Source organism: Ornatilinea apprima, from assembly GCF_001306115.1.
Taxonomy (GTDB): Bacteria; Chloroflexota; Anaerolineae; order Anaerolineales; family Anaerolineaceae; genus Ornatilinea; species Ornatilinea apprima.
On the sequence record NZ_LGCL01000041.1, the window covers coordinates 122,640 to 137,730 of the forward strand.

The following is a 15,091-nucleotide window of genomic DNA, read 5'->3' on the forward strand; positions in this document are numbered from 1 at the left end:
TGGCCGGGAACGCCGGAATCATTTGACAACATTAATGGATATTAATCACCAAAATTAGCAAACTACTCAACATACCTGCCAATCCGTGTTGCAGGGTGACCTATTGGTGAACAAGTAAAGGAGCAGAATATGAATGGTATGAATAAATCTGGTAATTTTTGGAGCCGCCTTGGGCTGGGAAGATCGTTAAGCGCCAAGCTGATCGCCTACTTTTTACTGGTGGCACTCATCCCAACCCTGGCCGTCAGCATTACCTCCATCATTCTTGCCAGCAATGCGTTTGAGCAGAACGTGCGCGATGATCTGAGCCGCAGCCTGAATGTCCAGGTAGGACTGATCGAAACCTGGGCGCAGGAACGGCAGCAAGATATTCAGACCCTGGCACTTACCTCCAGGGTGCAGACCATGGACCGTCAAAAAGTCAAAGAAGTGCTGGACGAATTCAGACAAAAGTGGAGTGTTTTTGAAGACCTGTACGTCACTGATTTATCCGGAAAGACCATTTATATTACCTCAGGTGAAAACGTAGACCTTTCCGACCGTGATTACATTCAATCGGCCCTGAAGGGAAATGTGGTCATATCCGACGCGCTGGTCTCCCGCGCCACTGGCAACATCATTGTGGCAGTAGCGGCTCCCCTTGAGTCCAACGGAAAAATGGTTGGCGTTGTAGGCGGCACGGTTCCAGTCAGCCTGGTCGCCACCCAGTTTGCCAATGCCCGCCTGGGTGAAACCGGAGAAGTCTACCTGGTCAACGAACAGGGCTTCATGATCACCGCACCCCGCCATTCCGGCTATCTAAAAGAGAATGGGCTGGTGGAAGCGCGCCCCGAGCTGGAATATCAGGTAACCTCGCTGGCCGGGCAAAAGGTTGTAAAGCAAGAGACCGGCGTGGATATGTACACCAATTATCGTGATGCTCAGGTTGTGGGCGCCTACCATTGGATCCCCAGTATTCAATGGGGCATCATTGCCGAACAGGAAATCAGCGAAGCCATGGCCGCCAGCAACACGCTGCGCAACATCAATATCGGCATCGCGCTGGCTGCCGCCATCCTGGTGGTTGCCGCGGCCTTCTTTGTGGGGCGCGGAATCGCCAACCCCATCACCCGCATGACGCGCGTCGCAGCCAGCCTGGCCGCGGGCGATATTGATCAGGAAATTACCCACACCGGTCAGGATGAAATTGGCCAATTAGCCGATGCCTTCCGCGGTATGATCGGATACCAGAGAGAAATGGCCGAAACCGCCAACGAAATTGCCCAGAGCAACCTGGCCGTGGAAGCCAAACCGGCGTCCGAAAGAGACGTGATGGGCAACGCCTTCCAGCAGATGATCATCAACCTGCGCGGCACCGTGCTCAGTGTTATCGAAAACGCCGACCAGGTCAGCCTGGCCTCCGCGCAGTTGGCTGCCGCCTCCAACCAGGCCTCGGCCGCGGTCAACCAGATCGCCACCACCATCCAACAGGTCGCCAAAGGCACCGGCCAGCAGTCCGAAGCCGCTTCGGTTACCGCCGCCTCAATGGAACAGATGCGCCGCTCAATTGACGGCGTGGCCAAAGGCGCGCAAGAGCAGGCCGAGGCCGTTTCCCGCGCCGCCGAAATCACCGCCAGTCTCTCCCGCTCGCTGGAAGAACTCTCGCGCGCCTCTCAAAACAGCGCCCAGGGCGGCTCAGAAGCCCTGCAGGCCTCTCAAAACGGCTCAACGGTGGTAGAGAACACCATCGCCTCCATTCAATCCATCCGCAGCACGGTTGGCCAATCCGCCGATAAAGTGCGCGAGATGGGCGAGCGTTCCGCGCAGATTGGCATGATCGTCGAAACCATCGACGACATCGCCTCACAGACCAACCTGCTGGCGCTCAACGCCGCCATTGAAGCCGCCCGCGCCGGTGAGCACGGCAAAGGCTTCGCCGTCGTTGCCGACGAAGTCCGCAAGCTGGCCGAGCGCTCTTCCACCGCCACCAAAGAAATTGCCGGGTTGATCAAAGGCATTCAAAATACCGTCAGCGAAGCCGTCAGCGCCATGGACCGCGGCATCAGCGAAATTGAAAACGGTGTGCAAACCGCCAACGAAGCCGGTTCGGCGCTCTCTTCCATTATGGAAACCGCCGAGAAAGTCTCCAAAGAAAGCGCGGCAGCCGTGGCCGTCGCTCAAAAGGCAACGCAAGACTCCAACGAACTGGTCAACGCCATGGATACCGTCTCGGCTGTGGTAGAAGAAAACACCGCCGCCACCGAAGAAATGGCTGCCGGATCGAATGAAGTATCGCAGTCGATTGAGAACATCGCCTCGGTCAGCGAAGAAAACTCGGCCTCGGTCGAAGAAGTCTCCGCCTCCACCGAAGAAATGAGCGCCCAGGTGGAAGAAGTAACCGCCTCGGCCCAATCGCTGGCTGAGATGTCGGACGCACTGAACAATTTGATGAAGAAATTCAAACTCAACTAATCCGTTGGTCAACTGCGCCAACGCTGCCTGGCAGGTCGCACCCTGGCCTGCTGGGCAGTTTTTCCTGTACATTTGGATAGTTTTTCAATACAATTTTGGGCAATTTTCAAAAAATGCCTTAAAATACATATCTTTCTGCCGATACTAAGTATAGTATTTGTGGAAGGTTACCTTCTGGAATGCATACGCGCATGTTTGACGAAAAAAAACCTATCCAGCCGCTTGACCGGCAAACCATATCGTACAACTTTGTTCCCGACGGAAAAAGCCAGTTCGAACAACTGTTCCTGCTTTCACCAGATGGGATCTTGATTGCGCGTGGAGACGGTCAGATCGAAATGGCCAATCCGCGGGTTTGCTTTATTCTCGGTGCAGACGAACCGTCGTGCCTGGTGGGTAAAAATATTCTGCATTTCATTCCCAAAGAGATGCACGAAACCGCCCTGGGGCTGACCGACATGGTGCTCAATAATTCAATGCAGATCTCCATGGCCGAAATGGAATTTTTGACCTGCGATCAAAAATCCGTCCCGGTCGAAGTCAGCCTGGCGCCATTTTTGGCCAACCAGTACCGCGGCTTTCAAATCATCATGCGCGACATCACCGAGCGCCGCCAGTCAGAAGATTACATTCTCAAAGCCAATTTTGAGCTGAACCTGGCCTATAAAGAGACTCTGGACGGCTGGGGGCGGGCGCTGGAACTGCGCGACGACGAAACCGAAGGGCATACCCGCCGCGTAACCGAGGCCACCGTGCGCCTGGCCATGATCATGAATGCCAGCGTGGAAGAAATTGTTCACATCCGGCGCGGCGCGCTGCTGCACGATATTGGCAAAATTGGCATTCCCGACTCGATCTTACTTAAGCCCGGTCCACTGACCGAAGAAGAGTGGGCGATTATGAAAATGCACCCCGTCTTCGCCTACCAACTGCTCAGCCCTATCTCTTACCTTAAACCCGCTCTGGATATCCCCCTCTATCACCACGAACGCTGGGACGGCAGCGGCTACCCCAAAGGCCTCAGCGGAAAAGACATCCCCCTGGCCGCCCGAATTTTCGCCATCATCGATGTATGGGACGCGCTGCTATCCAACCGCCCTTACCGCAAAGCCTGGCCGCGCGAGAAGGTCGTCCAATACATCACGGAGCAATCCGGCATTCAATTTGACCCCGATATTGTGCCGGTCTTTCTTAAGAATTTCTAAGCGCCGCTTCTCTCCCCCGTCTTTACGGAACAATCCCCCCGCAGGCAACCGAATCATCCGGAAACTGCGCCTTGTCAGTTTTCCATTCCTTGCGGTCCAGCTTTAAGGCACATTGAATGCTGCCGGAGCCGGTGGGGTTGGCGGCGGTCAAATAGACCTGGGTTCCCGAGGGGTTAACCGCCGAGCGCTCCCACGGCGTTGAGACCGTTTCGGCTTCCAGAAGTTTTCCAGTCGCATCTTTGTACGTGATCTGAGCGTACCCACCCGACGTTTCCACCCGCATGGTAATTAAATGCTCGCTCGCGGTTGGCGCGAAAATATCAAAAACAACGGCCAGCCCTGCCAGTACCGCGCACAATACCACCAGCGCTAAAACCTGCAATACAATTTGAGACCGTTTTGATGCCGCAGTGGAAGGACTCATAGGTTTTTACCCCGGATGAAGAGTGATGGATATTTCAATTATATCGAAACTGGCAGAAATTACTACAAAAAGAGCGCCTGACCGGCGCTCCTTTTTTTGTCACCCAATGGAGTGGTTATTCTTTTTGCTGCAGTTTAGACCAGGTATCGCGCAGCGAGACGGTGCGGTTGAACACCATTGCGCCCGGCTTCGAATCCTTCAAATCCACGCAGAAGTAGCCCTGGCGCACAAATTGGAAGTTCTCACCCACCTTCGCCTCTGCCAGGCTGGGTTCCAGTTTGCAGCCGCTCACCACCTGCAGCGAATCCGGGTTAATATTCGCGGTGAAATCCTTCCCCTCCTCAACATCATCCGGATTGTCCTTGCTAAACAGGTAATCATACATACGCAGTTCAGCTGTCAGAGCGTGCTGCTCAGAGACCCAGTGAATGGTGCCCTTCACTTTGCGTCCGTCGGGAGTTTGCCCGCCGCGCGACTCGGGATCGTAAGTGCAGATCAATTCCACCACCTCGCCCTGGGCGTTTTTGACCACGTCCTTGCAGGTGATGTAATACGCGCCCATCAAACGCACTTCGCGCCCCGGCGCCAGCCGGAAGAACTTGTTCGGCGGGTTCTCCTCAAAGTCTGAGCGCTCAATGTACACCACCCGGGAGAAGGGGATTGCGCGTTTCGACGTGCGGGTTTCGTCGCCGGGGAAGTCGGCCAGTTCAAATGTTTCTGTCTGGCCTTCGGGGTAATTTTCAATCACCACCCGCAGCGGCTCCAGCACCGCCATCACCCGCGGAGCCACTTCGTTCAAATCATCGCGCACGATGTGCTCCAGCAGAGCCACGTCCACGGTGCTGTTGTTTTTGGAAACACCGATCACCTCGGCAAATTTGCGCATCGCTTCCGGCCGGTAGCCGCGCCGGCGCAGCCCGGAGATGGTGGGCATGCGCGGGTCGTTCCATCCGTCCACCAGGCCTTCTTTCACCAGGCGCAGCAGCTTGCGCTTGCTCATCACCGTGCGGTTAATGTTCAGCCGCGCGAACTCAATTTGCTGGGTGTGGAAGATGCCCAATTTTTCCAGGAACCAATCGTAAAGCGGCCGGTGATCCTCAAATTCGAGCGTGCAGACCGAATGGGTGATCTTCTCCAGCGAGTCTTCAATGCAGTGCGCGAAGTCGTACATCGGGTAAATACACCAGGCGTCACCCGTGCGGTGATGGGATTGGTGCAGAATGCGGTAGATCACCGGGTCACGCAGGTTGATATTGGGCGAAGCCATGTCGATCTTGGCGCGCAGGGTATGCGAGCCGTCCGGAAATTCACCTTTGCGCATGCGCTCAAATAGATCCAGGTTTTCTTCCACCGTGCGATTACGATAGGGGCTTTCTTTGCCGGGTTCGGTCAGCGTGCCGCGGTACTCGCGAATTTCCTCCGCGGTCAACTCGCAAACAAATGCCTGGCCTTGTTGAATCAACTGCACGGCATACTGGTACATCTGCTCAAAATAATCCGAGGCGTAAAGAACCGGAAAATCTTTGTCTTCCACCAGCCAGCGCACGTCCTCGATGATCGAATCGACGTACTCCACTTCCTCTTTGCTGGGGTTGGTATCATCGAACCGCAAATTGCAGGTTCCCTGATAATCTTTCGCCAGTCCAAAGTTCAAGCAGATCGATTTCGCGTGGCCGATGTGCAGGTAACCGTTGGGCTCAGGAGGAAAGCGCGTCGCGACTCGCCCGCCCCACTTCCCTGTGCGGTTATCTTCGTCAATAATGTCTCGAATAAAATTGCTGGGTGATTCATTCTCCGCCATGATTGCCAACTCCCTAAAAAATCGTTTCCCGGCTAAATACCAGGCTGAGCTGTGATCAAGACAACTCATTAATTTTTAGATTATACAACGATTCAGGGCTCAAGCGAAGATGCAAACAAGACGACAGTTAGCGTCTTGCCTTACTCATAGGCCAGCACCTCGCGAATAGTCATACGCGAAGCGCTGCGCGCCGGCGCCACACTGGCCAAGACCGCCAGCAGAATCACCAGCACTAACCAGATCAAAAATCCCTGCAGGGTAAATGCAAACTCTGCCGGAGAATCAAAGATCGCCAGGCTGACGATATCCGACAGCATGCGCGTAATCGGAAAAGAAAGCACCACCCCCAGGCTGTAACTGATCAGGCTGATCAGCAATCCTTCAATGATCACCAACTTCATCACAAAGCGGTTATACCCCCCAATCGCGCGCAGCACGCCAATTTCCCGCGTGCGGTCCATCACATTCATGCTCAAGGTACCTGCCAGCCCAATGCTGCCCACCACCGCCGTCAGCAGCGCCATTATCAGCAAAAAGGTAACCAGAATATCAATGTATTCAATAATGCTGTCCTGGGTGGCTTTACCGGCTTTCACCTCGCTCACTTTATAACCCTGTTCACGAAAAACGGTATCCAGCCGGCGACTCAACGCCACCTGAAAATCCGTGTCGTGCTGCGTGCTGACAACACGAAAAGAGGTTGCCTGGTTGGGCATCACCATCAGGCGCGATAGGTAATCATAATTAACATAGGCAAACAACTCGTCCAGACCGGCGTATTGGAAGATACCCACCACCACCCAGTCTTTCTCTTTGCCATTAATTTTCAAGCGCAGGCGGTCCCCTGGTTGTATCCCCGGAAAACGAGTTAGGAATTCCTCGTTCACGGTAATGGCATTTTCGTCGCCCGGCACAACCCAACGGCCTTGCATCATATTGGGAACGATCAAATCCGATTGGGGCGGAATACCGAATATGGTCACATTGGCATTGCTGCCGGTATCGCGCACCACCTCGCCGCCGGTGATCATCCAGCCTTCCACGCGCTCCACCCCCGGGACAGTGGCAGCCAGTGTGGTTACCTGGTCCAACCGGTAACTGCGCTCAAAATCCAGGTTAACATCCGCCATAAAATACTTGGTGGTCTGTTCTACTTTCTGGTTAAGCGCGATCTGCACATTGAACACGGCGATGAAAATCGCCCCGCCCAGCGTGAGGTTGAACAGCGTTAAAATCAGGCGGCCTTTGCGCCGGAAGGTGTTGCGCAGCGAAAGCAGCAACGGTCGTGAGAAACCACGCAGGCTTTCCAGCCAGCGGTCAAACCAATTCTTCTTTTCGGTCGCGTCTTCAATTGCCCCGGCCTGCAGCGCCTTCTGCACCGAAATGCGCGAGCCGCGCATCACCGGCTGCAAACCCGAAAGCACCGGTATCCCCAGCCCCACAATGATTTGAAACACCACCGCCAGGGGAATGATGCTGTAGCTACCCAATTGTACATTCAGAATCTCAGCAGCCAGGTTGGAAAGCGCCAGAGCGGCCCAACTGCCAGTCGGAATGGCCAAGGCCAGCGCCAGAATGCCAAACACCAGAATCAAAAGAATATACTGCAAATTAATCTGTGAACTGCGTCCGCCTACCAGCTTCATCACCCCAATCTGGCGTAATTGCTGGAAAAGCAGCGCCGAGAGTGTGTTCGAGATTAACGAGCCGCTCAAAAAAACCACCAGAATGCCCAACACCAGCAGCACGCCCAACAGAGCGGTAACAATCGACCCCAGGGGATGGGTGTGGCGTTCGGCCAATTCGGTGCGGACCACAATTCCCCCGGCTTTTTCAATCTGATCCGTTACCCGCTCTGCCACAGCATCAATCGCGTCCATATCATCCGCGTCAGCGGCAGAGACGGTTACCAGCAGTTGGTTGTAGGTTTGCGGTTGGCGCAGCCAATCCAGCGTTTCTTCGTCCACATAGGCACTCATGCGCCCCATAAAGCGGTCATAGCCAGCCGTGCGGTCCATCGCAGTACCCGTCACTTCCAGTGTGCGCCGGGTGCCATCGGCTAACTCAATGTCCAGCACATCGCCCACCTGCACGCCCAAGGAAAGCATCGCTTGCTTTTCAAGGATGGTTTGTTTTTCTCCGGGAATAGAACTACCCAGTTGGGGGAGAAGCTGATTGATGACCGAGTTCTCATAATTGGGAATCGCCACCACTTCCAACTGCTTCCACTCATCGGGGCCCGCCTTTACCCGCACGTTGACGGTACGGCGGCCTTCCGCTTCTTGTACGCCATCCAGGCGGCGAACAGCTTTAACAAGACCTTCGTCAATATCTGTAACCCGCAATTCGATATTGGCTGGGTTGGAAGCCGCGAAGCTGGCGCTCATGTCATGGGCGATAATCACATACGCGCCGGAGATCGTCCCCACCGCAAAAACACCAATCGCGATGGAAATCACCACCAGCAGCGTGCGTGTCTTGTTTTCCCACAAATCCGCGATCAGTTTTCGCCAGCGCGGGCGCAGCGAAAAACGCGGTATCATCGAATCCGGCTCCCCAGCAGCGCCAGGTTTTGAGCGGTGCGCTCGCGCACCACTTTTGTCAGCATATCGCGCAGCGCGCGGGCTTCGTCCATCAGCGTGGAAAAGAAACCACGCCCCAGAGAAACCGTTTCCACCTTCTCGTCACTGGCGGCCCGCACAGTCGCCACAGCCCGATTTTCTTCCAGCAGTTCCATCTCACCGAAGAAATCGCCCGGCGAGAGCCTGGCAACCACCTGCCCTTGGATCGAAACATCCACCCGCCCCTCGGTCAGAATATACAGCGCGTCGCTGGGTTCACCCTGTTGGATAATGGGCTCGCCAGCCCGATAAGTAAGCGATTCAAGCTGGTGTGTGGCGCTCAGCATTTGCGCGTGGTTCAGCATCGGGAAGGTTTTGTGAATCCACGGGTTCACAATCTCCCCATCCGATAAAAGCACCTGCCGGGCAGTGCGCTGTGCCAGGGCGGGGTCATGCGTGATCATCAGAATGGTTTTTCCCTGGCTGGAAAGATGCTCAAAGATTTCAAACACATTCTCAGCCGTGCGCGAATCCAGGTTACCGGTGGGTTCATCGGCAACCAGGAAGGGCGGATCGTTGGCCAGCGCGCGGGCAATCGCCGCGGCTTGCTGCTGCCCAATCGAAACTGCCGCGGGCATTTTGTGGACAACACTCTCCAGCCCCACCATTTTGAGCAGGCGCATCGCCCGCTTTTCGCGTTCAGAAATGTCAATCACTCCGGCAATGTCCATCGGCAGCATCGTATTTTCCAGCAGCGAGAGGGTTGGCAAAAGCTGGAAGAACTGGAACACAATTCCCAGGTTTCTTCCCCGCCAGATCGCCATCTGGCTTTCAGACAGCTGGTGCACCGGCACACCCCCCACGCAGACTTCTCCCGACGAAGGCACATCAATCCCTGTAATCATGTTAATCAGGGTAGATTTTCCGCTGCCCGATTTGCCCGTAATCGCCGCAAAATCACCTGTGGTAAAACCCAGGCTCACATTTTTCAACGCCGAAAATTGACCGGCCGGAGTCTTGAATGTTTTCACCACATTTCGCATCAAAATTCCGTCGGCATCAGCCAGCGTGGGCTTAGGGATCTCAAGAGAGTTTTGCAAACCGAACCGCTTAAACATCATCGAAGCACCTGATTAATAGTCTTTCTCATCGTCAATCCACAAACCGTCGGCGATGTGGTAAATCCGCGTCATGCGGCGCGCCAGACTGTGATCGTGCGTTACCATCACAATTGTCTTGCCCTGCGCCACAAGCCGTTCAAACAGCAAAAAAATCGTTTCAGCCGTCGCGCTGTCCAGGCTGCCGGTGGGTTCATCAGCCACAATCAACTGAGGGTCATTGGCCAGCGCCCGCGCAATCGCCGCGCGCTGCTGCTGCCCGCCGGAGATCGTAGACGGAATTTTGAACGCCTGGTCGGCCATTTCCACTAAATCCAGCAGTTCCATGGCGCGCTGCGGGCTGCGCTGTGGGTGATACAGTCCGCACAGGTCCATGGGCATCATCACATTGTCCAACAAGGTAAGGTTTGGCAGCAGTTGAAAAGACTGGTAGATCACACCCACGTTGCGCCCACGCCACAGCGCCAATTCATTCTCATTGAGGGCGTGCACACCAACCCCGTCTACCCAGATCTCTCCTGAAGAGAGATGGTCTACGCCGGTCAGCATATTCACCAGCGTCGATTTCCCCGCGCCCGACTTGCCGATCACACCAATCAGATGGCCGCGTTCAAAATCGGCACTTAAACCACGCAGCGCCGGAAAGTCACCTGCCGGGGTATGGTACGTCTTAACCACCTCTCGCAGCTTCACCAGCACAGGAGATTGGGTCTGGTTTTCCACTTGGGTTGTTTCTTCTTGTAGCGCTAACACAATCCCACCTGGGTATTTCCAACAACCATCTTGTTTAACACAATCAGAATTATATCCAACCAGGATTAAAGCCAGTTAAACATCGCACTGACTTATCAGGTTTGCAAGTCATATTTTGGTCACATCTTTGGCACGCGGGGCATAGGTCTCTGGTCGTATCGCCTATGCGAAACATATCAAGCGGCTGTAGAATCATAAAAACACCTCCCCGCAAACGGAGAGGTGAGGGTCGCTCGCCGTGGTATCCTGGCAATTATTTCTCTTCTACCATGGAACTGTGCGCCATCCGCATAAACCATTCCTGTGCGTTTACCTGCTGATGACCTTTTTTTGGAATGATGTAATGATAACTTCCATCCGGGTGCATCAGGCGCGCTTTGGTATTATCCATCAGATAGATTTTAAGGATATTTTCACGAATGTGGCGGATCAAGCGGGGGTCTTCAATCGGAAAGAGCACCTCTACCCGCCGGTTCAAATTACGCGGCATCAAATCGGCGCTGCCCATCAGAATCGTCTCGTTGCCTCCGTTGCGGAAGTAATAAATGCGGCTGTGCTCCAAGAAACGCCCCAAAATACTGACCACGCGGATATTTTCCGAGAGGCCCTTAATCCCCGGCCGCAGCGAGCAGACGCCGCGCGTAACCAGGTAGATCTTCACACCTGCCTGGGATGCCTGGTAAAGCAGGCGGGTAATTTCGGGGTCGACCAGGGCGTTCATCTTAAAGATAATATGTCCCTGCTCGCCCTGGCGTGTCAGTTCAATTTCGTTTTGAATCAGCGCCGTCAGCTTCTGGCGCAGGTTAATCGGCGCGACCAGCAGCTTGTTGTAATCTTGCTTGAGCGAATACCCCGTGAGGTAATTGAACAAGTCCGATACATCCGCTCCGATCTCGTCGTCGCAGGTGAGCATACCAATATCTTCATACAACTGGGCGGTGATGTGGTTGTAGTTGCCCGTCCCCAGGTGCACATACCGCTTAATACTCTCGCCCTCACGCCGCACCACCAGGCACACCTTGGAATGTGTTTTCAACCCCATCAGGCCATAGGTAACGTGAACACCTTCCTGCTCCAGCATGCGCGCCCAGCCAATATTGCTCTCTTCGTCAAACCGCGCCTTCAGCTCCACCAGCACGGCCACCTGCTTGCCGTAGTCGCGGCGCGCCTGCAGCAGCGTTTCCACCACCGGCGAATTGTTCCCCACCCGGTACAACGTCATTTTAATCGCCAGCACCTTGGGGTCGCGAGCCGCCTCGCGCAGAAATTCAATCACCGGCGTGAACGAATCATACGGGTGCTGCAGCAGAATATTGCCCTGCCGGATGGCGTGAAAAATGCTGTTTTCGTGCGTCTCAAAAACAGAGCGCAGCGGCTCTCGAATCACCGGCACAAAGGGCCTGTCCTTCAGATCATAGCGGTCAATTTTTAACAAGGGCGAAAGGGCTCGCAGGCTTAGCGGCCCCTCAATCGCGTATACATCGCGCCGGTTGATTTTGAGATTCTCCACCAAAATCTCCAGCAGATATTTTGGCATATCCTTATAAACCATCATGCGCACCACGTCTCCAAAGCGGCGCTTGCGCACGTTTTCTTCCATCATTTCCAGCAGGTCAACCGCTTCCAGTTCCTGAATCTCAAAATCCGCGTTGCGCGTGATGTGGAAAGGATGCGCCTCCACCACCTCCATGCCGGGGAAAAGATCACCCAGGTTGGCAGTGATCACTTGCAGCAGCCAGACAAAATAGTGGTTGTACGGAACCGTACCATCTTTGCGTGTGCTGCCCGATGAGCGCTTTACCGGCACCAGCCAGGGCAGTGACGCAGGGATCTTCAAGCGCGCGAAATGGCGGTTTTCATCGGTATCTTTCACCAAAATAGCCAGATTCAGGCTCAAGTTGGAGATGTGCGGGAAGGGATGGCCCGGATCAAAGGCCAGCGGAGTCAGCACCGGAAATACCACATCTTTGAAGTACCCATCCACCGATTCACGCTGGCGGTCTGTCAGATCGTTATAATCCAACAGGTGCACGCCCGCATTTTCTAATTCTGGTTTCAACACATTGTGAAAATACTGGCGCGATTCTTCCATCAGGTTAATCGCCACTTTACGAATCTCAGCCAATTGTTCAGCCGGGGTTTTCCCGTCAATCGACAGATCAATCATGCCGCTGTTGTTCTGCATGATCAACCCGCCCACGCGAATCATAAAAAACTCGTCCAGGTTGGAGCCTAAAATCGTTAAGAATTTCACCCGCTCCAGCAGGGGATTTCGCGGGTCTTTTGCTTCTTCGAGCACCCGATATTGAAATTGCAGCAAGCTCAACTCGCGGTTGATGTAAAGTTTGGGGTTATCCAGATTTAATGGAGATTTGTTTTCAGCCATAAGAATATCAGCTTCCAGTATTCTGATCAGTTCACATTAACACTACTATACTCACGCAGGCCTCTTCCGTCAACGAAGCCGGAAAAAACATACCCCCTGGAATCCGCCGCGCATCAGTTCCGCTCTTCCGTTTTCCCCAGCAGGCGATCCAGCTCGGCCTGCGATGCCCGGCGCACCTCTTCATGCAAGCTGGCTCCAAGCGCGTCCATCGTAACCACCGCAGGGAAGTCTTCCACTTCAATCACCCACAACGCTTCGGGCACGCCAAATTCCAGTTGATACACCGTTTCTACGCGCCGCACCGTCTGGGCGATCAACGCCGCCGCTCCGCCCACTGCGTGGAGATATACGGCTGGAGTTTGCTGGCAGGCGCGCAGCGTGCGCGCGCCCATGCCGCCTTTGCCAATCACCGCCTTCACGTTGAAAAAGCGCATCACATCTGCCTGGTACGGTTCTTCACGCGCGCTGGTGGTGGGGCCGGCGGCCAAAAACCGGTAGCTGCCATCCGATTGTTGGGCCACCACCGGCCCGCAGTGATAGATGGCGCCTCCCGCCAGAATCCGCCGCAAATCTGCCAGCACAGCCAGCTCGTCCGCCGAAGGGTGCGCGCCCGGCTGGATGAACGTGCGCACCAGCCATTGGTGCGCCGCGTCGCGCGCAGTGACCAGCCTGCCACTCAGCCGTACCGCCTGGCCAACCCGCAGAACGCGCACCTGCTCATCCGAAAGCGGCAGCCGCAGGCCTTGCTCGCCGGGCAAAAGGCGGTCATTCATAACTCACCTCATCCGCTTCCAACCGCATGCGTTTGCGGCGGCAGGCCCAGCACATATAAGAAACCGTTACAAAAAACGAGGCGGGCAGGCGGCTGAGACTGTCAATTTTTGTCGTCAGCACCGTTACCCGCCCGCCAAACCCCATCGGCCCAATCTGAAGCTGATTGGCCTGCGCGGTGAGCTGCTCTTCCAGAGCGGCTAGGTCCGGATTGGGGTGGTGGTCGTCCAGGCGGCGCAGAAACAAGCGTTTCGAAGCCGCGTAGGCCGAAGCTCGATCGCCGCCAATCACCACACCCAGCACGCCCGGCGCGCAGCCAAGCCCCTGTGCCTGCTGCACCGCGTGCAGCACCGCCCGGCGCACGCCTTCCAGGTCGCGCCCCGCGCCAATCTGCTCATTGGGAAGCTGGTATTGCGCGCCCACATTTTCGCACCCGCCGCCCTTGAGCAGCAGGTCAATCACCAGAGCGGCTTGATCGCTCTCTTCAAAATGGATCAAGGGGAAATCATCTCCGCCCAGGTTATTCCCGCTGTTCAAACCGCTGAGGGTGTCTACCGCGTTGGGGCGCAAAAACCCGCGCCGGGTGGCTTCAGCGACCGCGGCGCGAATCTGTCCGCGCAGCTCACGCGTGCTCCACCCCAGTGGATAAGAGACATAAAAGATCGGCGTGCCGGTATCTTGGCAGATCGGCAGGCTTCGTTCTTGCGCCAGCCGGGCGTTGGCTAAAAGGGTGCCCAGCACCATGCGCGCCGGGGATCCCTCTGCTTCGCGCTGCGCGGCCGTTTTCAATGCCGAACGCACGTCTTCGGGCAGTTCCACCGAAGCGCGCCGCACCAACTCCACCAAGCTATCCTGCAGGTCTGCCATGCCAACCGGTCCATTCTTTACGCCAGCCATTGTAGAATGATGATAACATGCTTCCCGCTGCGCTTTAAGAGGCTGTCCAATTTGCCGGCCTGAAGATACCTCCTGACACATCCATTATTTCCTGCCGCCCTACTGGTTTCACCTTTCGCGGACACGCCCCAGCGGGTACAATAAAGCCGTACGGAGGTTTTAGATTCATGACCAGCACAGCCTGTCAGTTTTCCAGCCGTTTTCCGATCCAAATTTTCACCCGCCCGCTCGGCCTTAGCGGGCCGGAGACCTGGCGTGAATTTGACCTGGGCCCCGGCTATTTCTCCATCCCTGAAGGGCATGAAGTGATGGTGCGCGCCAGGAACATTGATGACGCGCAGCTCCTTGAGCTAATCACCGAGCTGGAGGAATGCCCGGCCATCACCCACCTCAACCTGTCAGAAAACCGCAAGGTCACCGATGCCAGCCTGCCGGCCCTGGCGCGCCTTAAACGCCTTACCTGGTTGAATCTCAGCTCGTGCATGATCACCAATCGCGGCCTGCCGTCTCTGACCGGTCTCTCACGGGTTACCCATCTCAATCTCAGCTACTGCAATAAACTCAGCGACACCGGCCTCAAAGACCTGCGCGCCATGCGCGGCCTGCGCTTCCTCGATTTGCAGGGCTGTCCAAAGGTTACCCGCTCCGGTCTGGCGCGGATTGAACGCCACAACCTCGAAATTTATAAACCATAGCGCGCCCCCCAAAATTAAAGCAAAAAGCA

At 55.5% G+C, this 15,091-nt stretch carries 11 protein-coding genes; 3 read left to right on the forward strand and 8 right to left on the reverse strand.

Going from position 1 to position 15,091, the window contains the following annotated elements:
• The first annotated feature begins 138 nt into the window (after positions 1 to 138).
• On the forward strand, positions 139 to 2,451 hold the full coding sequence (locus ADN00_RS17505; RefSeq protein ID WP_160317561.1) for a methyl-accepting chemotaxis protein: 2,313 nt from the start codon (positions 139 to 141) through the stop codon (positions 2,449 to 2,451).
• Between the two features lie 191 nt (positions 2,452 to 2,642).
• Positions 2,643 to 3,656, forward strand: coding sequence for an HD domain-containing phosphohydrolase (locus ADN00_RS17510; RefSeq protein WP_201781221.1), 1,014 nt, complete (start codon positions 2,643 to 2,645; stop codon positions 3,654 to 3,656).
• Between the two features lie 22 nt (positions 3,657 to 3,678).
• Here the strand turns inward: ADN00_RS17510 and ADN00_RS17515 are convergent, their stop codons facing one another.
• From ADN00_RS17515 to ADN00_RS20185, 8 genes are all read right to left on the reverse strand, one after another.
• Positions 3,679 to 4,080, reverse strand: a complete 402-nt coding sequence (locus ADN00_RS17515; protein WP_075064311.1) for a hypothetical protein — start codon at positions 4,078 to 4,080, stop codon at positions 3,679 to 3,681.
• 115 nt (positions 4,081 to 4,195) lie between these two features.
• A complete protein-coding gene (locus tag ADN00_RS17520; RefSeq protein WP_075064312.1) occupies positions 4,196 to 5,881 on the reverse strand; it encodes a glutamine--tRNA ligase/YqeY domain fusion protein in 1,686 nt (561 codons plus the stop codon).
• A gap of 140 nt (positions 5,882 to 6,021) precedes the next feature.
• Positions 6,022 to 8,424 carry an ABC transporter permease gene (locus tag ADN00_RS17525; protein WP_075064313.1) on the reverse strand — a complete coding sequence of 801 codons (2,403 nt, stop codon included), beginning with the start codon at positions 8,422 to 8,424 and terminating at the stop codon, positions 6,022 to 6,024.
• Entirely contained in the window at positions 8,421 to 9,542 is a 1,122-nt protein-coding gene (locus ADN00_RS17530; protein ID WP_169787597.1) for an ABC transporter ATP-binding protein, read from the reverse strand. Before ADN00_RS17530 ends, ADN00_RS17525 begins: the two co-directional genes overlap by 4 nt.
• A 33-nt stretch (positions 9,543 to 9,575) precedes the next feature.
• The gene (locus ADN00_RS17535) at positions 9,576 to 10,313 is read right to left on the reverse strand and encodes an ABC transporter ATP-binding protein (RefSeq protein WP_236691536.1); all 738 of its coding nucleotides are present in this window, start codon (positions 10,311 to 10,313) and stop codon (positions 9,576 to 9,578) included.
• A 253-nt stretch (positions 10,314 to 10,566) separates the two neighbouring features.
• Complete coding sequence (gene ppk1 / locus ADN00_RS17540) at positions 10,567 to 12,699, reverse strand: polyphosphate kinase 1 (protein WP_075064315.1); 2,133 nt, start codon at positions 12,697 to 12,699, stop codon at positions 10,567 to 10,569.
• Positions 12,700 to 12,812: 113 nt separating this feature from the next.
• Positions 12,813 to 13,472, reverse strand: coding sequence for a FumA C-terminus/TtdB family hydratase beta subunit (locus ADN00_RS20180; RefSeq protein ID WP_075064316.1), 660 nt, complete (start codon positions 13,470 to 13,472; stop codon positions 12,813 to 12,815).
• On the reverse strand, positions 13,465 to 14,367 hold the full coding sequence (locus ADN00_RS20185; RefSeq protein WP_236691537.1) for a fumarate hydratase: 903 nt from the start codon (positions 14,365 to 14,367) through the stop codon (positions 13,465 to 13,467). Before ADN00_RS20185 ends, ADN00_RS20180 begins: the two co-directional genes overlap by 8 nt.
• 167 nt (positions 14,368 to 14,534) lie before the next feature.
• Between ADN00_RS20185 and ADN00_RS17555 the strand changes: the two genes are divergently transcribed.
• Positions 14,535 to 15,062, forward strand: a complete 528-nt coding sequence (locus tag ADN00_RS17555; protein WP_075064317.1) for a hypothetical protein — start codon at positions 14,535 to 14,537, stop codon at positions 15,060 to 15,062.
• The last annotated feature ends 29 nt before the right edge of the window (positions 15,063 to 15,091 follow it).